This is a genomic window from Dactylosporangium salmoneum, from assembly GCF_039532525.1.
Taxonomy (GTDB): Bacteria; Actinomycetota; Actinomycetes; order Mycobacteriales; family Micromonosporaceae; genus Dactylosporangium; species Dactylosporangium salmoneum.
Genome location: NZ_BAAARV010000067.1, coordinates 1 through 20284, shown reverse-complemented (window position 1 = coordinate 20284; position 20284 = coordinate 1). Strand labels below are relative to the sequence as shown.

Here is a 20284-nt window from a genome sequence, read left to right as displayed (position 1 = left end):
CGGATGCCTCCCACGGCGGATCGTGAGTGCGTACCATCATGACGAGCTAATGCCGGGTGCGGTGGAGATGGGCCAATGTCGCGACGTCTCGTGAGTCTGACGCTCGACACCCTCGAGGATCTTCCTCGATCGTGCCGCGAATGCGTGTTCTGGGAGCTTGATCCGGTCGCGGCCGATCGGGCCTGCGCCAACGGCGACCCGGGCCTGGAGAAGGAGGCCTGGGTCTCGCAGACGCTGCTCGAGTGGGGCTCGTGCGGCAAGCTCGTCTACGTCGATGGCATGCCGGCCGGCTTCGTGATGTTCGCCCCGCCGGCCTACGTCCCCCGCAGCATGGCGTTCCCGACGTCGCCGGTGTCGCCGGACGCGGTACTGCTGATGACGGCCCACGTCGTCCAGCCGTTCGCCGACGGTGGGCTCGGCCGCATGCTCGTCCAGGGCGTCGCCCGCGACCTCACCAAGCGCGGCGTCAAGGCGATCGAGGCGTTCGGCGACGCGAAGTTCGGCGAGGTCGACGAGGCGGGCCGCAACGAGCGGGGCTGCCTGGCGCCGGCCGACTTCTTCCTGTCGATCGGCTTCAAGACGGTACGACCGCATCCGCGTTATCCTCGGCTGCGCCTCGAACTGCGCACGGCGCTGTCGTGGAAGTCCGACGTGGAGTACGCACTGGAGAAGCTGCTCGGGTCGATGAGCCCGGAATCGCTGCTTCGCCCCGTCCTTCCGGTTCGCCCGGCGACGCGCGAAATGACCTCCGGCTGAACCCAGCGCAGCCGAAGCGGCCTCCGGCTGAACCCAGCGCTGCCGAATTGACCTCCGGCTGGACCGAGCGCGCCCGAAGTGACCTCAGGCTGAACCCAGCGCTACCGCGCGGCGGCGCTGGGTAACCGGTCGCTCAGGCGGTGGGCGCCGCGTGGCCGGTGAGCGCCCGCAGCAGGCTGACGTCGATCGAGCCGGTCGGGACGTCGGCCTCCACCGGGAGGTACATCCGCTGCACCGCGGCCATGATGGCCTCCACCACCCGGTCGCGGAAGGCCGGGTCGATGAGCTGGCGCCGGTCGCCGGGCGAGGTCAGGTAGCCCACGTCGACCCGCACGGCCGGCATCTTGGTCAGCCGCAGCAGCTCCCACGTCTTGGCGTGCGTGTGGCAGTCGCGCAGCCCGGTGCGCACCACGATCTCCCGCTGCACGAGCCCCGCCAGGCGCTCCCCCACGACTGAGGTTGGGCCGGAGACCGAGCCGTAGTGGTAGGTCGCCACGCCGTCGGCCGCGGGGCTCTGGTGGCCGTCGAGGTGGATCGAGATGAGGAGGTCGGCGCCGAGCTCGTTGGCGAGCTGCACCCGGTCCCGGTCACTCAGGGCGCTCGTGGGCTGCGGACCCCTGGTGAGGTTCACCCGCATCCCCGCGGCCGCCAGACGGCCCTCCAGGCGGGCCGCGAGGTCATACACGAGGTCCGCCTCCACCCACCGCAGCGGGCCGTCGGGGACCACGTGGCCGGCGTCCGGTCCGCCGTGCCCGGGGTCGATCACGATGCGCTTGCCGAGCAGCGTCGGGCCGGACTCGCGGAAGGCCTCGGCCTCGCGCAGCAGCTGCGGCCGGCCGCCGATCACCTTGCGGCCGAGCCGGCGTAGGGCGCCGACGGTCGCCGGGCCGCACTCCCCGTCGGGGCGCAGGCCGACCTCGCGCTGGAACTGGGCCACGGCGTGGGCCGTGCGCCCGCCGTAGATGCCGTCGGCGCGGCCCGGGTTGTAGCCCATCTCCAGCAGCCGCTCCTGCAGCTGCCGGACGTCGTCGCCGATGTAGGGGTCGGCGACGGTGTGGAAGAGCGCGCGCTGGCCGAGCCGCCAGCGGGCCGCGTCCAGCGCCCGCCAGGTCTCGTCGCCCACCGAGCCGTCGACGGTGAGGCCGCGGCTCTGCTGGAAGGCCCGCACGGCCCGCTCCACGTCCTCGTCGTACTCCGGATCGGTCGCCGACGGATCGGACGGCAGGAGGTCCTCGAGCAGCTCCAGCACGACAAGAATGCTGCGGATCTCGGCAACCGCCGCTCCCCGCGCCCCGCGCCGGATAGCACGCATGTGGTCCTCCTGAAAACCTGTGACCCTGCGACGGAATCGTACGTGCCCGGCCGAGCACGTCGTCATAGGGCGAATAACCCACGCGGCGCCGCGCCCGCGAGGCAGCGTACTCCGCCCGCCTCTGGATCGCGCCCCAGCGCCCTTGCCCAGAACGCCGGACAAGACACTCGCCCCGCCCCCGGAACTCCGGGAGCGGGGCGGAAAACGTCGAGTGCGAGAAGGATCAGTCGAGGGCCGACTCGATCAGCCGGACCAGGGCGCTCTTCGGCTTGGCCCCGACCTCCGACCGGAACGGCTCGCCGCCCTTGAACACGGTCAGCGTGGGCACCGAGAGCACCTGGTAGGCGCGCGCGGTCTCGGGGTTGCTGTCGATGTCGACCTTGACGATCTTGACCTTGTCGGCGAGCTCACCGGCCGCGATCTCGTTCAGCATGGTTTCGATCTTGCGGCACGGCTGGCACCATTCCGCCCAGAAGTCCACCAGAACCGGAATATCCGATTTGAGGACATCGACCTCGAAGGTCTTGTCGCTGACGGGCTGGATGGCTCCCATGCGCTCTCCTTCTCTCGAAGCTCTTCGTTACAGCGAGGCGATGAACCGCTCGGCGTCCAGGGCCGCGGCGCAGCCGGTGCCCGCGGCGGTGATCGCCTGCCGGTAGGTGTGGTCGACGACGTCGCCGGCGGCGAACACGCCCTCGATGTTGGTGCGGGTGCCCGGAGAGGCGACCTTCACGTACCCCTCGTCGTCGAGCTCTACCTGACCGCGGAACAGCTCACTGCGGGGGTCGTGGCCGATCGCCACGAACACGCCGGCCACCGGCAGTTCGGTCTCCTCGTCGGTCTGCACGTTCTTGACCTTGATGCCGCCGACCCGGCCGCCGCCGTCGAGGACCTCGGTCACGACGCTGTTCCAGAGGACCTCGATCTTCTCGTTGGTCAGCGCCCGCTCGGCCATGATCTTGCTGGCGCGGAACTCGTCGCGGCGGTGGATGATCGTGACCTTGGAGGCGAACCGGGTGAGGAAGGTCGCTTCCTCCATGGCCGAGTCGCCGCCGCCGACGACCACGATGTTCTCGTTGCGGAAGAAGAAGCCGTCACAGGTCGCACACGCCGACACGCCGCGGCCGAGCAGCTCCTGCTCGCCGGGGACGCGCAGGGGGCGCCAGGCCGAGCCGGTGGCGATGATGATCGCCTTGGCGCGGTACTCCGTCTCGTTCACCCACACGCTCTTCACCGGGCCCTCGAGAGCCACGCGGGTGGCGTCGTCGGTGATGAACTCGGCGCCGAAGCGCTCGGCCTGCTTGCGCATGTTGTCCATGAGCTCGGGGCCGTTGATGCCATCCGGGAAGCCCGGGAAGTTCTCCACCTCGGTGGTCGTCACCAGCGCGCCACCAGAGGTGACGCCCTCGATCACCAGAGGCTTGAGGTTGGCACGGGCGGCATAGACCGCAGCCGTGTACCCGGCGGGACCGGACCCCACGATGATCAGGTTGCGGACCTCATCCACGGTCGACTCCTCGATTTCAGCCTGTGCCAGCAAAACGTCATCCTACGAACCGGCAATTCCCGGTGGACGGTGACTGGTGTGCCACATCACCACTACGGGGCGATGGTCCGGTACCGTTCGTCGGCGATGGCGCCGCCGATGCCGCAGTCGGGGCCCACGACGACGACGAGCCGCTTGCCGGCCCCGACCCGAGTGCCGTCCAGCACCACCACGAGCGCCGGTTGTCCCTCGAACGCGGCATAGTCGACCAGCGTCACCTGACCACCGTATTCCCTGGTGATGGCGGCGAGGCAGGCGCCCCGGGCGGCCGGACCGGCCAGCCGGGACAGCGGCCCCGGCACGCCCGTCACGCTCGTGCGGCCCGAGGTGGCACCCGGCCCCGCGCCCTCCGCGCCCTGCACGTTGGCCGCCGTGCCGGTCCCGCCGCGGGTCAGGTCGCCCAGCGTGCCGCGGCCGTAGTCCCGCCCGCTGCTGATCACCGGGCCGCTCGCGCCCGAGCCGCCGGCCGCCGAGTTGCCGCGGGAGTCCGGCGCCGCCGCCACGTTCGGCAGGTCGGCCGAGCTCTGCGCCTTGTTGTCCTGCCCGGACGAGCGGATCACCTGGACGCCCACGCCGCCGCAGACGATCATCGCGGCCGCGGCGGCCAGCCCGGCGATCCAGCGCCCTCGCCGCCGGCGCGCCTGCCGCGCCCGGTCCAGGTCGACCACCGGGGCGTTCGTCGGGGGCGCGGTGACCGCCTCCATCAGGGCCACGTCCAGTCGTTGCTGCACTTCCAGCGGTACCGCGGGAGCCTGAGCCCCCAGCGCGTGCAGCTCGTCGCGCATGGTGGCGTCGGCGGCCACCAGCGCCGCGTACGCCTCCGCCCACGCCGTGTCGGTGGTCACCAGGTGGCGCACGTCATCCGCCTCCGGGGTGCCGTCCAGCGCCCCGCCGACGAAGTCGGCGAGCCGGTCGAGGTCGGCTTCGGAGAAGGCCGTCACGCGCCACCCTCCTTTCCGGACGCGGTTGGAATGTCGGCTTTGGCTCGGCCGTCCGGTGATGGGACGCGGGCGCCGTCGACGGGGTTCCGCAAATGGCCCAGGAGCAGCGCCAGCCGGGCCCGGCCGCGCGCGCACCTGCTCTTGATGGTGCCCTCCGCGACGCCGAGCATGGCGGCGGCCTCGGCCACCGCGTACCCCTGCACGTCGACGAGCACGAGGGCGGCCCGCTGCTCGGCCGGGATCTGCTGCAGCGCCTGCTGGACGTCCATCGCGGTGTCGCGGTCGGTCGCCGGCGCCGGTGTGATGTCGGTCTCGGGCAGCGGCACGGTCGGGCGGGCCTGCCGTCGCCTTGCGCGGTCCAGGCAGGCGTTCACCACGATCCGGTGCAGCCAGGTCGTGACGGCCGAGTCGCCGCGGAAGTTCCCCGCCGCCCGGAACGCCGACAGCAGCGCGTCCTGCAGCGCGTCGGCGGCCTCCTCGCGGTCGCCGAGGGTGCGCAGCGCGACCGCCCAGAGCCGGTCCCGGTGGCGGCGCACGAGTTCGGCGAAGGCGTGGGGATCGCCGGATGCGTGGGCACGCAGCAGCCAGGCATCGTCGCGCACCTCGCGCGGGCCCGGCTCGCCAGCATCCACGGCTCGCACCTTATCGACCGGGCCCGGTTCGTGGGGTCACTGCACGCGGACGGTTATCTCTCCGATAGCCACTCGATACCCGGTGCCGTCCTTCGGCAGCTTGGTGATCCACACGAGGAGGAACCGCGTCTGCTGCTCCGGCCCGGTGAACAGCGTGGTGCTGCCCATGTTCTGGCGCGGCTGCCCGACGACCGTGTACTGCGCCACGGTCTGCGCGTCCCCGGCCGCGCTCGCGCCCAGGTCGGTCGTGCCGGTGCGCAGCTCCCCGTCGGCCCCTGGCGTCTGGAGCACGACCTGCACGGAGACGACCTGCTTGAGGTCGCCGAGGTCGATCCACACGCCCATGCCCGGCTTGGTACCGCCGAAATTGGCCTTGGTGTACTTGTCGGTCCTCCACGCCGTGTTGGGATCGCCGTCGACCGTTTTGTCCGCGTCTTTGATCTCGGACCGGTTGCCCTGCGGGTCGACCACCCGGACCTTGCTCGGGTCGATCTTGAGCTCGGTCGGCTGTCCGGCCGGCTTGGCCGGCTGCGACGCGCTGGCCCCGGGCGGCGTGGTGGGCGGCGCCTCCGGCGTGGCCGGATCGCCCAGCACCCGGGCCGCGGCCAGCGTCCCGGCCAGCGCGAGCACCAGCAGCCCGACGACGCCGACGGCGAGCTTGCGCCCAGCCGGCTTCGGCGGCGCGGCCGACGCGGCCGCGGAGTCGAACGCGGCGAAGTCGACCCGACCGCCGTCCTCGGCCGCCGCCATCTCCTCCTCGTCGAGGCTGCCGAACGAGGCGAGCTCCCCGGCCAGCGACTCGGCCGAGGGCAGCGGAAGATCGGGGTTCAGCAGGTCGGCGACCAGCGAGTCGAGGGGTGCCGGCACCCCGGCGCGGACCTGCCGCGGCGTGGTCAGCGCGCCCGAGGAGTCGCGCACGCCGTCGGGCACGGAGTAGGCCCCGGCCTCGGCGTGCGGCCAGTATCCGGTCAGCGCGCAGTACAGGATCGCGCCGATCGCCCGGATGTCGCTCTCCGGCGTCGCGCGGTCGTCCGCGCGCGCGTCGGTCAGCACCACCCGGCCGTCGTGCGCGACCAGCACGGTGCCGGGGTGCACATTGCCGTGCGCCATGCCGGTGCCGTGCAGCGCCGCGACCGCGTCCGTGACCGCCCACGCGATCGCCACCGAGCGCCCGGCGTCGAGCGGCCCGGAGGCCACGATGTCGCGCAGCGCGATGCCGTCGACCCACTCGCGCACGACATACGCCCGCCCGCCCTCGTCGATGGCGTCGTAGACGCCCACGAGGTGCGGGTGCACGATCCGGCTGGCCGCGACAGCCGCGCCCAGCATCTCCTTGGCGCTCTCCCCGCCGGGGTAGCGCAGGACCACCGCCACGGGGCGGCGCAGGATGACATCGATGCCGCGGTACAGCTGGCGGCCTAGCGAGTCGTTGCCGATGTGCTCTTCGAGCTGGTAGCGCTCGGCAAGGATTTCACCGACGGATGGGGTGCCGAAGGTCAGGACCCGGGGAGTGCCCCCCGAAGCCTCCAGCCCTTCGTCGAGCTCAGCCACCCGTCCTCCCTTCCGATCCGTGTGCCGACCTGTGGCGTCCGTCGTAACGCGAGTCGCAGTCACTAAGCCTAAGCGCTTCGGCAGGGCGCCGGGGTTGACCTTACCTGTCGCCAGTTCGGTCGCAGACACGTCATCATCTCCGGACCACCCCGCGCGAGGCCAATTGATCACCCATATCGCGACATGGCAGCCATTTCTGCTTTACCGACTTTTCACCGAATTGTCGCGGCGCTCGCCCGTCCCGCGCTGCACCGCAACCCGTGGCCTGTCCGGCTGTGCCTGCTATGCCCGGTCGTCATTCGACAAATGCGACAAATAGCCAATTTCCCTGGTTGATCCACGGGCCGTGGGGGTGTCCGCCACTAGTCACACGCACCCCACCCATCCCACGCAATACGTCACCCTGCCTTTCACGCCCCCGCGCCGCATTTCCCACCCGGCCCGGCGCATTTGGCCGGATTTGCCGCCTCTGTGTACCTCCGGCAGGGCGCTGAGAGTGACCTGCGTCTCTTCCGGACGACACTATGACGGGACCCACGCATCCCCGGCGTCGGCGACCCGCCGAGCCCCGCGGGCGGCGGTCCAGGTCAGCGGCCCAGGCGGGAGCGGATCATGCCGGCGAACTGGCGGACCTCCTGGACCTTCAGGAAGATCGCGGCGACGGCGTACGTGGCGAGGAGCACGCCGCTGCCGATCACTAGCTGGACGATGCCCTGCACCTTGCCCGGGTCGATGATCTGCCCGATCAGCCAGGTCGTGGCCAGGGCCAGCAGGCCGCCGGCCGCGGCCGCGACGGCCAGGCGGATCAGGGTGTCCAGCAGGCGGCGCAGGCCCAGGTTGCCGAGGCGGCGGCGCAGAAGTACGTAGCCGACCAGCAGGGCGGCGATGTAGGACAGGGCGGTGCCCACCATCAGCGAGGTCGTCACCACCGCGACCGGCAGGACGAAGTAGAAGGTGATGTCCAGGATCAGGCGCACGGCCACGCCGCCGATGTTGACCAGGGCCGGGGTCTTCGTGTCGCGCATGGCGTAGAAGACGCTTGTCTGCATCTGGCTCAGGGCGAACGGGACCAGGCCGAGGCCGGCGGCGGCCACGACCGAGCCGGTGGACAGGGCCTGGGGGTAGCCGTAGTTGCCCCAGTCGAACAGGGTCACGGCGAGCGGGCGGCCCAGGACGATGTACACCGCTGCGGCCGGGATCAGGATCACCGAGGCCAGGCGGCTGGCGTGGGCCAGCTGATCGGTCACGTCGGCGAAGCGGCCGTCGGCGGCGGCGGCCGAGATGCGGGGCATGATCGCGGTGATGACGGAGACGGCGACGATGCCGTGGGCCATCATGAAGATCAGGAAGGCGTTGTTGAAGACCGCCGGGCCCTCGCCGCCGTTGACCTGGTTGTTCTTGGCCAGGGCCATGACGACGGTGATGCCGAGCTGGTTCACCCCGACGTACAGCAGCATCCAGGCGCCCAGCTTGCCCAGCTCGCGCAGGCCCAGCTTGCGGAAGTCGAAGCGCCACTTCCAGTGGAACCCGGTCTTGCGCAGCGCGGGCCACAGGCCGGCCGCCTGCACGACGATGCCCAGCGTGGTGCCCAGGCCGAGCACGAGTACCTGGGTGAGGGTGATCGTGTCCGGGGTCGGCAGCTTGCCGCCGCCGCGCGCCACCATGAACGCGCCCGCGGTGCCGATGACGACGATGTTGTTGAGGATCGGCGTCCACATCGGGGCGGCGAAGTGGCCGCGGACGTTGAGGATCGCGGCGAAGATGCCGGCCAGGCCGTAGAAGAAGATCTCGGGCAGCAGCAGGTACGCCAGCAGCGTGACCAGGTCCCGGTCAGCCGTCGTGACCTTGTCGTTGCCCAGCGTGTACATCGCGGTGATCAGCGGGGCCGCGATCACCACGATCAGGGTGGCCGCGCCGAGGGCGACGGCGGCCAGGGTGAGCAGGCGCTGGGCGTGCGCCTCGCCGCGGTCGGGCTCCTCCTTGCGGGCCCGCACCAGGGTCGGGATCAGCACGCTGGCCAGGACGCCGCCGAGCAGCAGCTCGTACACCTGGTTGGGCAGGTTGTTGGCCAGCGTGTAGTCGTCGCCGACGACCTGCCCGCCGATGGCCGCGGCGATGGCCGCCGCCCGCAGGAAGCCGGTGGCCCGGCTGACCAGGCTGAGCACGGCCATGGTGCTGCTGTTGCGCACCACGGTGCCGCTGCTGTCGTCGTCGGCCGCGCTCGGCGGCGCCGACTCCTCGACGACCGGCGCGTCGGCGACCACCTGCGGCCGCGGGGTGAACAGCGGCAACGCCACGGTCGGCGCGTTGGCCGGGTCGACGGTCATGCCGTCCGGCCGACGGCCGACGTGCAGCCGCACGGCCTGCCCGGGGTCGGCGCCCCCTGGCGAAGAGACCTCGGGCCCGGCCCCCGGATACCCCGGATGCCTTGGCGGTACCACCTGCGTGGGCCCCTCAGCCGGCGCAGGGAAGCCTTCCCCGTAAGGGGGAACAGGCGCGGTCGGCTCCTCGGGCGCGCGATGAGCGCCGGCCGGCCGCATCCGCACGGTCGGCTCGCCGGCCCAGCGGTCCCGCTGGGCCGGGTCGGTCCCCGGATCCATTCGCCACCTCGAATCGCCCGTACTTGCGCTCGCAGCCACGACCATAGTGGCATCCGGCGACACTTCCGGGCGGGGAGGATTTGAGGGGACGGGCCGCACACGGGCCCGCTACCCTCGGTGCCTGCTTTCCCCACCGCGATAGGCTGAGCGACCGATGCCCGAGCTGAAGAGCCAGACAAACCCCACTGCCCGCGCGCTCACCGAGGCCCAGCGCCGCGCCGTGCACGAGCTGCTGCGCGTCTCCCCCGTCGCCGACGATCTCGGCCGGCGCTTCGCCAAGGCCGGCAAGGAGCTGCACCTCGTCGGCGGATCGGTGCGCGACGCCCTGCTCGGGCGGCTCGGCGACGACCTGGACTTCACCACCGATGCCCGGCCCGAGGAGACGCTGCGCATCATCGAGGGCTGGGCCGAGGCGGTCTGGACGACCGGGCAGGAGTTCGGCACCATCGGGCTGGCCCGCCGCGGCCTGCGCATCGAGGTGACGACGTTCCGCGCCGACGCCTACGACCGGGTCAGCCGGAACCCGATCGTGCGGTACGGCGACAACCTCATCGACGACCTGCGCCGCCGCGACTTCGCCGTCAACGCGATGGCGGTCTCGGTGCCCGGGCACGAGTTCACCGACCCCTACGGCGGCCTGGCCGACCTGGCCGAGCGCGTGCTGCGTACCCCGGGCGCGCCGGAGGAATCCTTCGCCGACGACCCGCTGCGCATGCTGCGCGCCGCCCGGTTCGTGAGCCAGCTGGGCTTCGAGGTGGCGCCGGAGGTGCGGGCGGCCATGGTCGCGATGGCGGGCGACCTGTCCCGGATCACCGCCGAGCGGATCCGCGACGAGTTCGTCAAGCTCATGTGCGGCGCCGACCCGGTCGCCGGCCTGCGCCTGCTGGTCGACACCGGCCTGGGCGACCAGTTCCTGCCCGAGCTGACCGGCCTCAAGCTGGAGATCGACGAGCACGCCCAGCACAAGGACGTGTACGAGCACACGCTGATCGTGGTGCGCAACGCGATCGGTCACGAGCGCGAGGGCGCCGACTTCACGCTGCGCATGGCCGCCCTCATGCACGACGTCGGCAAGCCGGCCACCAAGGCCGTCGGGCCCGACGGCGGGGTGAGCTTCCACCACCACGAGATCGTCGGGGCGCGGCTGACCAAGCAGCGGATGCGGGCGCTGAAGTTCCCGAAGGACGTGATCTCGGACGTGGCCGAGCTCGTCGCGCTGCACCTGCGCTTCTACGGGTACGGCCGCGGGGAGTGGACGGACTCGGCGGTGCGCCGCTACGTGACCGACGCCGGACCGCTGCTGTCCCGCCTGCACAGCCTCACCCGCTCCGACGTGACCACCCGCAACCGGCGCAAGGCGGCCCAGCTCGCGGCCGACTACGACGCGCTGGAGGAGCGGATCGCGCGCATCGCCGCCGAGGAGGACCTGGCCCGGGTCCGGCCCGACCTCGACGGCAACGCGATCATGGAGCTGCTGGGGGTGCCCCCGGGCCCGATCGTCGGCCGCGCCTGGCGCTACCTGAAGGACCTGCGCCTCGAGCGCGGCCCGCTGGAGCACGACGAGGCCATCGCCGAGCTCCAGAAGTGGGCGCAGGCCGAAGGGATCACGACACCCGGATCTCGCTGATCTGCACGCCGAGCTTCGGCGGCCCGTCCGGGCTGCCGGTCGTCGTGCCGGCCGCGGCGATCCGGTCGAGCAGGTCGAGCCCGCTGGTCACCGTGCCGAAGACGGTGTAGTCGGGCGGGATGTCGCTGTCCTTGTACACCAGGAAGAACTGCGACCCGTTCGTCCCCGGCCCGGCATTGGCCATCGCCAGCGTCCCCCGCGGGTACGGCGGCAGCGTCGTGGGCAGGTTCTCCTCGCCGAACTGGTATCCCGGCGTCCCGGTGCCCGTCCCGCTCGGGTCCCCGCACTGCAGCACGTACAGCCCGTCCGTGGTCAGCCGGTGGCACGGCGTGTCGCTGTAGAAGTCGTCGCGGGCGAGGTGCACGAAGGAGTTCACGGTGCAGGGGGCCCGGTCGGCGTACAGCTGGATCCCGATGGGGCCGAGGTTGGTCTCCATCGTGGCGGCCACCCGCCCGGTGAGCGTGGCCTTGGGCGCGGGCGTGGCGATCAGGCGCGTGTCGCCCTCGCCGCGCGCGGCCGAGGCGTAGGCGCAGGGCACCCCGCCGGGCACCGCGGAACGGGCGCCGGTCGGCCCGACGGCGGCCGCGCTGGACGCCGGCGACTCGGTGATCGGCGCCCCGACCTGCGGCGCCGGCCCCCGCTCGGCGTCGCTCGCACCGCTGGTGGCGATGGCCCCGCCGATGGCCTCGACCGACCGCCCCGACTGGCTCAGCACGAGGTAGGCGACCAGCCCGCAGACCATGAGGGCAAGGGCCCCGCCGCCGATGACGGGCACGATCCAGGAAGGGCGGGGCGGGGCGGGCTGCGGCGTGGGGCCGGACGGGAGCGCCCGAGGCGGAGGGAACTGAGGGTCTTCGCGGGAGGAGCGCGGCGCGGCGTCGCGCAGCGACTCGGGCCGCACCGCGCCGGGTCGCCCCGGCTCGGGCGCGGCGGGCGGCAGCGGCTCGGCCAGCTCCGGCGGCCGCGCGGCGCCGGGCTCCGGTGGTGTTGACATATTGTAATCGTACGACTACACATAGCCACCGGCTCGGTGGTCGTTGCTCCTTGTCGGAAGCCCGACCAGCGGGCGTCGTGCATGTGGCGTTTCGGCCGCTTCTGCGCGTAGACGGGGTCCGCTACCGTCGCTAACACATGAAACCGGCCGCACCCCCGGGGCCGGGCTTTTCCTTGAACCTGGAGGCAGACATGCAGCCGTGTCCCAACTGCGGCGGCATGGGCATTGATGCGAACGGCTACTGCACGCAGTGCCGCACATATCGAGGCGTCCCGCAGGCGCCACAGCAGCCGACGAGCGGCACGCCCTACAGCGGCGCACCGTACGGCGGACAGCAGCCCTATGCCGGATACCCCGCGAGCGCAACGCCGTCGTACCCCGAATATCCCGCGAGCTCGGTCCCGTCGTCGTACCCCGACCCGATCAGCGCCCCGCCGAGCGCCTATGGCGCGACCTACGGCGGCAGCGGCGGCGGCTCCTCGCGCAACAAGTACCTGACCCCGATCCTCGCGCTGTCCGGCGTGCTCGTGGTCCTGGTCGTCGCGATCGTCGTGGTCGCCCTGGTCAAGGGCGGCGGGGACGACAAGAAGACCGACCCGCAGGCCGGCGGCCCGACCGGCGCCGCTACCGCCACCGCCAAGAGCACCGGGAAGCCGTCCGCCGCGATCGACACGTGCGTCATCGGGACGTGGACCACGACGCAGTACACCATCCAGCAGGTCGTCGAGAACGTCGGCAACGTGCCGATCACGCTGCAGAAGAACGGCTCGACGATGAAGTTCACGCCCGAGGGTCACCTCACCGAGGTCTACAAGGACACCACGTTCACCGGCAACCCGACCATCCAGGGCACGGCGGTGCCGATGACGATCACGGTCAACGGCACGGTGACCGGGGACGTGGCCACCAGCAACGGCAGCTTCACCTACACCAACGTGTCGGCGACTGGCACCACCAACCTGAAGGCGCCCACGGTGCAGGTCGACGAGACCGACCCCCTCACCGCCGACGACAGCCCGGCGAAGTTCAGCTGCAACGGCTCGACGCTCACGATCACCGGGGCGCAGTTCACCCAGACGCTCAACAAGAGCAGCTCGAACTACTGAGTCGCATCGGGCACGCGCCCGCCGGGGCCGGCGATGTCGTCGCCGACCCGGCGGGCCCAGCGGCCGCCCAGCGCCGCGTAGCCGGCCGCGGCCAGTAGGTAACCCGCGGCGACCACGCTGAGCACCGCCGCCGAGCGCCCATTGTCGGGCAGGGTGAGCGCGCCGAGGTACATCCCGGCCACCAGCGTCACGTTGAACGCGGTGTCGTTCAGGCTGAAGACCCGCCCGCGGAACTCGTCGGCGCACTCGTGCTGCAGCGACGTGTCGGTCACGATCTTGATGCCCTGGGCCGCGATGTTGGTGACGAACACCGCGCCGAGCAGCAGCACCGGGTCGAAGGGCAGCCCGAAGCCGAGGATGGCCACCCCGGTGGCCGCGAGCAGGGCCGCCACCCAGCGCCAGCCACCCACGCGGCGGGCGATCGGGGGCGTCGCGAACGACGCGATGAGCATCCCGACGCCACCGGCGAGAAAAGCATTGGCGAGGGTACCGAAGGAGCCGCTCACGTCGCTGCCGTGGTTGAACACGGTGCGGAAGAGCAGCAGGCTGGCGAGCAGCACCACGCCGTACAGCAGCCGGAACATCGCCTGCGCGAGCATCAGGTAGGCGGCGCCGCGCTTGGTCACGAGATGCCGCGCGCCGGCCGCCGTGCCGCGGCTGGTCTCGCGGATCGCGCCGAGGATCGAGCCGCCCCGCCGGCTCGCGGCGTCCGGGCCGAGCTCCTCGGGGCCGAACGAGGCCCGCCCGACGAGCGCGGAGGCCAGGTAGAACGCGGCGGCGAGGGCGGCCACCAGCGCGTAGCCGTGAAAGGACGTGCCCAGGATCGCCTTGATCAGCGCCGCGCCCAGCCCGATGCCGACCGAGAAGCTCAGCGAGCCCAGCGTGGCGGCGAACGAGTTGGCGGTCACCAGCACCTGGTCGGCGACCACGTGCGGCGTCGCGGCGGACAGGCCGGCCAGGAAGAACCGGTTGAGGCCGATGACGATCAGGGCGAGCAGGAACGGCGCCGGCGAATGCTCACCCCACCAGACGTAGAGCGCGATCGGCAGCACCAGCGCCGCCCGGACCAGGTTGGCCACGACCACGATGGAGCGGCGGCGCCAGCGGTCCAGGAACACCCCGACGTAGGGCCCGATCAGCGAGTACGGCAGGAGCAGGATCGCGAAGCCGGCCGCGATGGCCATGCCGCCGGCCCGCTTCTCCGGGTTGAACAGCACGCTGCCGGCCAGCGCCCCCTGGAAGAGCCCGTCGCCGATCTGGGCGATCATCCTGACCGCCACCAGCCGGCGGAAGCCTCGTTGCCGCAGCACGGCCCGGACGAAGTGCGTGTGGGGCTGAACGGCGGTGAGGGCGGACACGGCCAAAGCCTACGGCGCGCGAAGGGCCCGCGCGGGTGACGCGGGCCCCTCGAACAGGGTCCTACTTCTTGGGGGCCTCGACCGCGGGCCGGCCGTTGACCGGCTCGGTGTCGTCCTGGGCCAGCCCGCCCAGCTTGCTGAGCAGCTTGGGCAGGTCGATGCCGGTCAGGTCGGTGCCCAGCTGCAGGCCCTGGGCGACGTTGTTGGCCACCGACTTGGTGAGCGACGACGCGCCGTCGGTGGAGATCACCGTCATCTTGTCGATGTTGCCCATCGGGTCGCTGGCCGCCTTGACCACGTCCGGCATGACCCGCACGAGCAGGTCGAGGATGGCCGCCTCGCCGTAGGTGGCGAACGCGTCGGCCTTGAGCTTCATGGCCTCGGCCTCGGCCTGGCCGCGGGCCAGGATGGCGGACGCCTCGGCCGCGCCCTCGCGCTCGAGCGCGTCGGCGATGGCGACGCGCCGGCGCTGCTCGGCCTCGCCCTCCTTGGCACCCTCGATGGCGTTGGCCTCGGCGAGGGCCGCGCGGCGGGACCGCTCGCCCTCACCGGTGAGGCGGGCCTGCTCGGCCTGCGCCTGTGCGTTGGCGATGGTGGCCTGCCGCTGCGCCTCGGCCTTGGCGATGGTCGCGTTCTTGGCCGCCTCGGCCTCCTGCTCGACCCGGTACCGCTCGGCGTCGGCCGGCTTGCGCACCTCGGTGTCGAGCTGGCGCTCCTTGAGCTCCGCGTTGCGCTCGGCGACCTTCTGCTGCTCGGCGAGGATCGCCTGGTCCCGCTCCGCCTGGGCGAGCGGGCCGGCCGCGGCCGACTTCGCCTTGGCCGCGTCGATCTCGGCCTGGATGCCCGCCTGCTTGAGAGCGAGGTTGCGGTTGGCCTCGGCGATCGCCTCCTCGGACTTGAGCCGCTCCGACTCTGCGGCCTGGCGGGCCTGCGCCTCGGCGATGGAGGCGTCGCGCAGCACGCGGGCGGCCTCCGGGCGGCCCAGGTCGGCCAGGTACGAGCCGTCGGCGAAGATGTCCTGCAGCTGGAAGGCGTCGAGCACCAGGCCCTGGTTGGTCAGCGAGTGCTCGGCCTCCTCGGCGACCGCGCTGGCGAAGGCGGTGCGGTCCCGGATGATCTCCTCGATGGTGAGCCGGCCGACGATCGAGCGCAGCGCGCCGGCCAGGACCTCGCTGGTGAACAGGTCGATGCCCTGCTGCTGGTTGAGGAAGCGCTGGGCGGCGGCGCGGATCGCGCCTTCGGTGCCGCCGACCTTGACGATCGCCACGCCCTGCAGCTTGGCCCGGATGCCCTGCTTGCTGACCGCGCCGTTGATCTCGACGTGGATGCGGCGGCTGGACAGGTCGAGCACCTGCAGCTTCTGCACGATCGGCATCACGAAGACCGAGGCGCCCATGACGACCTTCTGGCCGGACAGGTCGGTCGAGCGGGTGCCGTCGACGGCCTGCACCGACTTGCCTTTGCGGCCGGTGATGATGAAGGCCTCGTTCGGGCCGGCCACCTTGATGCGCGACACGATGAAGATCACCAAGAACAGGATCAGCAGCACGCCGCCGCCGATCGCTACGAGCAGGACGGTATCCATCAACAACCCTTCCGAGGGGGGGTACTTACAGAGTTGTTTCTTCGACGATCACGCTGGTCGAGCTCGTCGCCTCCACCACGAGGACCCGGGCGCCGAGGGGGATCGGGCGGTCGGCGCGGGCGCTGAGCTTGACCGGTTGGCCGCCGAGGGAGATGCGGACCTCGCCGAAGGCGCTGCCCGTGATGGCGGTGACGACCACGCCGGTGGTGCCGATCATGTCGAGCTGCGTCGGGGTCGCGTCGGTGCGCATGTTCATCGCCATGCGGGACAGGCGGGTCGCCACCCAGGCGGTCGGCAGGGCCGCGACCACGCCCGCGGCGACCGGCACCAGCAGGCCGTCGGAGCCGGTGAGGGCGGCCACCGCGGCGCCGGCGAAGCCGAAGGCGCCGATGAAGCCTGCGACGGCGGGCACCGAGACGGGCCCTGCGGCGTCGGGATGGCCGAAGTGGAAGAGGTCACCGATGAGCACGGACAGGGCCAACACCACGACACCGACACCGCCGATGACGAGGAACGTCGTCTCCACCGTCCCCTCCCCCCTCCAGGACAACTGGAGGGTAACCCCCCGGCGCCACCCGGGTGGTCGGGCAAAAGGAGCACAATCGACGCCATGCGGTGGGTGGAGGTGCAGGCCCCGATCGATTCGCTGGGCGTGGCGGCGGACGAATCGGGCATTTGCCGCGTTCAGTTCGGCGGGGTGCCGGAGGGCCGGCCCGTGTCGCCGCCCGACGAGCTGCTCGAGCGCGCGGCCGACGAGCTGACGCGGTACTTCGCCGGCGAGGCGGTCGACTTCACCGTGCCGCTGTCGGTGCAGGGTGGCTCGGCCTTCGAGCGGGCGGTCTGGTGGCAGCTCTACACGATTCCGTACGCCGAGATGCGCACCTACGGCCAGATCGCCGCGGCGGTCGGGGAGCCGGACGCGGCCCGGGCGGTCGGCACCGCGTGCAACCGCAACCCGATCCCGGTCATCATCCCCTGCCATCGGGTGGTCGGGGCCGGCGGCAAGCTGGTCGGCTTCGGCGGGGGACTGTGGCGCAAGAAGCACCTGCTGGAGCTCGAGGCCCGGGTGCGCATCGAGCGGGAGTTCGGGCTGTTCTGAGCACGCAAAGGGCCGGCCCGCACCGCGGACCGGCCCTTACTGCGAGCGATCTAGCGCTCGATCTCGCCCTGGATGAACGCCTCGACCGAAGCGTGGGCGTCGTGGTCGTTGTACTGCACCGGCGGCGACTTCATGAAGTAGCTCGACGCGGACAGGATCGGGCCGCCGATTCCGCGGTCCTTGGCGATCTTGGCCGCCCGCAGCGCGTCGATGATCACGCCGGCCGAGTTCGGCGAGTCCCACACCTCGAGCTTGAGCTCGGCGTTCAGCGGCGTGTCGCCGAACGACTTGCCCTCGAGGCGGATGTACGCCCACTTGCGGTCGTCGAGCCACGGCACGTGGTCGGACGGGCCGATGTGCACGTCGGACTTCACCATCTCGTGCGGGATCTGCGAGGTCACCGACTGGGTCTTCGAGATCTTCTTCGAGACCAGGCGGGTGCGCTCCAGCATGTTCATGAAGTCCATGTTGCCGCCGAAGTTGAGCTGGTAGGTGCGCAGCAGCTCGACCCCGCGGTCCTCGAACAGCTTGGCCAGGGCGCGGTGCACGATCGTGGCACCGACCTGGCTCTTGATGTCGTCGCCGACGATCGGCAGGCCGGCGTCCTCGAACTTCTTGGCCCAGACCGGGTCGGAGGCGATGAAGACCGGCAGCGCGTTGACGAAGGCGCAGCCGGCGTCGATCGCGGCCTGCGCGTAGAACTTGTCAGCCTCTTCGGAGCCCACCGGCAGGTAGCACACGACCACGTCGACCCGCGCCTCGCGCAGGGCGGCGGCCACGTCGACCGGCTGCTCGTCGGACTCCTCGATGATCTCGCGGTAGTACTGCCCCATGCCGTCGAGCGTCGGGCCGCGCTGGACGGTCACGCCGGTGGGCGGAACGTCGCAGAACTGGATGGTGTTGTTCTCGCTCGCACCGATCGCGGCGGCGAGATCCTGCCCGACCTTCTTCGCGTCGACGTCGAACGCCGCCACGAACTCGACGTCGCCGACGTGGTAATCGCCGAACTTGACGTGCATGAGACCCGGTACCCGGTCATTCGGGTCGGCGTTGCGGTAGTACTCCACGCCCTGAACCAGGGACGAGGCGCAGTTGCCGACACCGACGATGGCAACGCGGACGGAGCCCATCGCGGATGCCTCCTTCTTGTTGTTCACGATGACCGCTCCGGACCTTCTGCCGAAGGCGGCTGAGGTGTGGTGCCTTTGCGTTCGTTCGCAATGAGCTCTTCGAGCCAGCGAACCTCGCGCTCGCAGGCGTCCAGGCCATGGCGCTGCAGCTCGAGCGTGTAGGTGTCGAGCCGCTCGGCGGCCCGGCTCAGCACGTCGCGCATGCCTTCGCGGCGCTCTTCGACGCGACGGCGGCGGCCCTCGAGGATCCGTAGCCGGGTCGAGGGATCGGTGCGCGCGAAGAATGCGAAATGGACCCCGAAGCCGGCCTCGCTGTCGTAGGTCTCGGGACCGGCGGCGCTGAGCAGCTCCTGGAACCGCTCCTTGCCCTCCGCGGTGATCGTGTAGACCACGCGGCCCCGCTTGCCGGTGAGCAGGGGTACCTCTTCGGTGCTCGCCGGCATACCCGTCGGCGGCGCACCCTCGGTGATCCAGCCGTCCGCCTGCAGGCGGCGCAGCGTGGGGTACAGGGAGCCGTAGCTGATGGCGAAACGGAACGCCCCCAGCTTGGTCGTGAGCTGCTTGCGCAGCTCATAACCGTGCATCGGGGACTCGTGAAGCAGACCCAGGATCGCCAACTCGAGCACTCCCAGCCTCCTTCCCGTAACCAGTCCGATGTATCGGTCCGATACATCGAACGGTAAGCCGGGGTTCGGCAGGATGCAACAAATCCGACCAAGTGGCCTTGCGCACAGCGCCGGTAGTCAATCTGACGACTACCGATCGTGACCACGCTCGCCGTGGGACGCCGGACCGCGTACCCTCGGGCGCATGCGTACCCAGCGTCAGGTCGTGGACTTCTCCTTGCGGAGACGCGCCCTCCTGCGCGAGGTGCAATCGGGCCGCGTCGGCACCTATGAGGTGTGCGACGCGTCGCCTTACCTGAAGAGTGCTGCGAAGTTCCACGGCGAGCCGACGGACGAGCTGTGCCCGATCTGCCGGCGCGACAACCTCACCCACGTGCACTACATCTACGGGGACGAGCTGCGGCAGTCCTCGGGCCAGGCCCGCCGGCTCGCCGAGCTGCCGGTCCTGGCGATGACGCTGAGTGAGTTTCACGTCTATGTCGTGGAGGTCTGCCGCGCCTGCGGCTGGAACCATCTCGTCGAGCAGTACCTCCTCGGGCGCGACGGCCTCGCGGCCGGCCCGGAAGACGGCGAACGGCCGTCGCGGCTGCGGGGAGGGGCAGCCGAGTGAGTCCACTGCGAGTGAACCTGGGTCGACCGGCGAGGCGTTGTAGAGAGAGATCCGCGATGCGCGGCAACGGCGCCGCGGGCTCTACGTGCGTCGGACGAGTGGCTCAGGTCACAGACATGATGGCGACGGAGCATGCGACGACGATGCAACCGGCAAGGTGGGACGAATGAACTACGGTGACCCGAGCAACCCCCAATCGGGCCGCGCGCAGGTTCCCGGAATGCAGCCGGAACCACCCTCCCCTCACTCCCCCGTCCCGCAGCCACCGATGGCCGGCCGCGCCCAGGTCGGGCGCGCGACCGTCGGCTCGGCCAGCGTGGGCTCCGCGCGCGTGGGCCCGCCCGGCGATCCGACCACCGGCAGGGCCTCGGTGAGCGGATCCGCGAGCGTGGGCGCCGCCCGCGTCCCCTCGGGCGAGCCGAGCACCGGCCGCGCCTCCGTGACCGGCTCGGCGTCGGTGCAGGGCGCGGCGGGACGCGCCTCCGTGGGCCGCGCGGTCGTCGGGTCGGCCTCCGTCGGGATGGGCGACATCGTCGACGGGCCGGGCGGCCCGCCGAGTGACCTGCCACCGGGAGGCGGCGGAAGCGGCTCGGGCGGCAAGGGCGGCCGCAGCGTCACGGCGAAGGCGAAGAGGCGCCGCCGGCGCAACATCCTCATCGCTTCGATCGCGGCGTTCATCATGATCGCGGGCATCGGCATCGTCAGCGGCACGTACTACTTCGACCAGGTCGCGCTGCCCGATGACGTCACGGTGAACCAGTCGACGACGATCTACTACTCCGACGGGGTCACGCCGATGGGTCGCATCGGT

18 protein-coding genes and 1 pseudogene are annotated in these 20284 nt (G+C 71.4%); 6 read left to right on the top strand and 13 right to left on the bottom strand.

Going from position 1 to position 20284, the window contains the following annotated elements; translation table 11 throughout:
- Positions 1-75 precede the first annotated feature (75 nt).
- Positions 76-756, top strand: a complete 681-nt coding sequence (locus ABD352_RS34070; RefSeq protein WP_344616646.1) for a GNAT family N-acetyltransferase — start codon at positions 76-78, stop codon at positions 754-756.
- 133 nt (positions 757-889) lie between these two features.
- Here the strand turns inward: ABD352_RS34070 and ABD352_RS34065 are convergent, their stop codons facing one another.
- From ABD352_RS34065 to murJ, 7 genes are all read right to left on the bottom strand, one after another.
- On the bottom strand, positions 890-2068 hold the full coding sequence (locus tag ABD352_RS34065) for an N-acetylmuramoyl-L-alanine amidase (RefSeq protein ID WP_344616645.1): 1179 nt from the start codon (positions 2066-2068) through the stop codon (positions 890-892).
- Between the two features lie 223 nt (positions 2069-2291).
- The gene (gene trxA / locus ABD352_RS34060) at positions 2292-2621 is read right to left on the bottom strand and encodes a thioredoxin (protein ID WP_344616644.1); all 330 of its coding nucleotides are present in this window, start codon (positions 2619-2621) and stop codon (positions 2292-2294) included.
- 27 nt (positions 2622-2648) lie between these two features.
- A complete protein-coding gene (gene trxB / locus ABD352_RS34055; RefSeq protein ID WP_344616643.1) occupies positions 2649-3575 on the bottom strand; it encodes a thioredoxin-disulfide reductase in 927 nt (308 codons plus the stop codon).
- Positions 3576-3667: 92 nt separating this feature from the next.
- Positions 3668-4555, bottom strand: a complete 888-nt coding sequence (locus ABD352_RS34050; RefSeq protein WP_344616642.1) for a hypothetical protein — start codon at positions 4553-4555, stop codon at positions 3668-3670.
- On the bottom strand, positions 4552-5187 hold the full coding sequence (gene sigM / locus ABD352_RS34045; RefSeq protein ID WP_344616641.1) for an RNA polymerase sigma factor SigM: 636 nt from the start codon (positions 5185-5187) through the stop codon (positions 4552-4554). Before sigM ends, ABD352_RS34050 begins: the two co-directional genes overlap by 4 nt.
- 36 nt (positions 5188-5223) lie before the next feature.
- Positions 5224-6738 (bottom strand): protein kinase family protein, encoded by a 1515-nt coding sequence (locus tag ABD352_RS34040; RefSeq protein WP_344616640.1) that lies wholly within the window; start codon positions 6736-6738, stop codon positions 5224-5226.
- Between the two features lie 587 nt (positions 6739-7325).
- Positions 7326-9065, bottom strand: coding sequence for a murein biosynthesis integral membrane protein MurJ (gene murJ / locus ABD352_RS34035; protein ID WP_344616639.1), 1740 nt, complete (start codon positions 9063-9065; stop codon positions 7326-7328).
- A gap of 427 nt (positions 9066-9492) precedes the next feature.
- Here murJ and ABD352_RS34030 point away from each other — a divergent pair, with 427 nt between their 5' ends.
- Positions 9493-10965, top strand: coding sequence for a CCA tRNA nucleotidyltransferase (locus tag ABD352_RS34030; protein WP_344616638.1), 1473 nt, complete (start codon positions 9493-9495; stop codon positions 10963-10965).
- Here ABD352_RS34030 and ABD352_RS34025 read toward each other — a convergent pair.
- Positions 10943-11959: a peptidylprolyl isomerase gene (locus ABD352_RS34025; protein WP_344616637.1), complete on the bottom strand. Its 1017-nt coding sequence runs from the start codon at positions 11957-11959 to the stop codon at positions 10943-10945. The genes ABD352_RS34030 and ABD352_RS34025 overlap by 23 nt on opposite strands.
- Positions 11960-12177: 218 nt before the next feature.
- Here ABD352_RS34025 and ABD352_RS34020 point away from each other — a divergent pair, with 218 nt between their 5' ends.
- A complete protein-coding gene (locus tag ABD352_RS34020; protein ID WP_344616636.1) occupies positions 12178-13065 on the top strand; it encodes a hypothetical protein in 888 nt (295 codons plus the stop codon).
- Here ABD352_RS34020 and ABD352_RS34015 read toward each other — a convergent pair.
- From ABD352_RS34015 to ABD352_RS34005, 3 genes are all read right to left on the bottom strand, one after another.
- Positions 13059-14423 carry an MFS transporter gene (locus ABD352_RS34015; RefSeq protein ID WP_344616635.1) on the bottom strand — a complete coding sequence of 455 codons (1365 nt, stop codon included), beginning with the start codon at positions 14421-14423 and terminating at the stop codon, positions 13059-13061. The genes ABD352_RS34020 and ABD352_RS34015 overlap by 7 nt on opposite strands.
- A gap of 61 nt (positions 14424-14484) precedes the next feature.
- Positions 14485-16008, bottom strand: a complete 1524-nt coding sequence (locus tag ABD352_RS34010) for a flotillin family protein (protein WP_344616634.1) — start codon at positions 16006-16008, stop codon at positions 14485-14487.
- A gap of 25 nt (positions 16009-16033) precedes the next feature.
- Positions 16034-16534 carry an NfeD family protein gene (locus ABD352_RS34005; RefSeq protein WP_344616633.1) on the bottom strand — a complete coding sequence of 167 codons (501 nt, stop codon included), beginning with the start codon at positions 16532-16534 and terminating at the stop codon, positions 16034-16036.
- 84 nt (positions 16535-16618) lie between these two features.
- Here ABD352_RS34005 and ABD352_RS34000 point away from each other — a divergent pair, with 84 nt between their 5' ends.
- Positions 16619-17107, top strand: a complete 489-nt coding sequence (locus ABD352_RS34000) for a methylated-DNA--[protein]-cysteine S-methyltransferase (protein WP_344616632.1) — start codon at positions 16619-16621, stop codon at positions 17105-17107.
- Between the two features lie 50 nt (positions 17108-17157).
- Here the strand turns inward: ABD352_RS34000 and ABD352_RS33995 are convergent, their stop codons facing one another.
- A complete protein-coding gene (locus ABD352_RS33995; RefSeq protein WP_344616799.1) occupies positions 17158-18237 on the bottom strand; it encodes an inositol-3-phosphate synthase in 1080 nt (359 codons plus the stop codon).
- 23 nt (positions 18238-18260) lie between these two features.
- Positions 18261-18863: a PadR family transcriptional regulator gene (locus ABD352_RS33990; RefSeq protein ID WP_344616631.1), complete on the bottom strand. Its 603-nt coding sequence runs from the start codon at positions 18861-18863 to the stop codon at positions 18261-18263.
- A 184-nt stretch (positions 18864-19047) separates the two neighbouring features.
- Here ABD352_RS33990 and ABD352_RS33985 point away from each other — a divergent pair, with 184 nt between their 5' ends.
- Entirely contained in the window at positions 19048-19473 is a 426-nt protein-coding gene (locus tag ABD352_RS33985) for a DUF5318 domain-containing protein (protein ID WP_344616630.1), read from the top strand.
- 370 nt (positions 19474-19843) lie between these two features.
- Positions 19844-20284 (top strand): annotated as a pseudogene (locus ABD352_RS33980) (transglycosylase domain-containing protein); the annotation flags it as partial.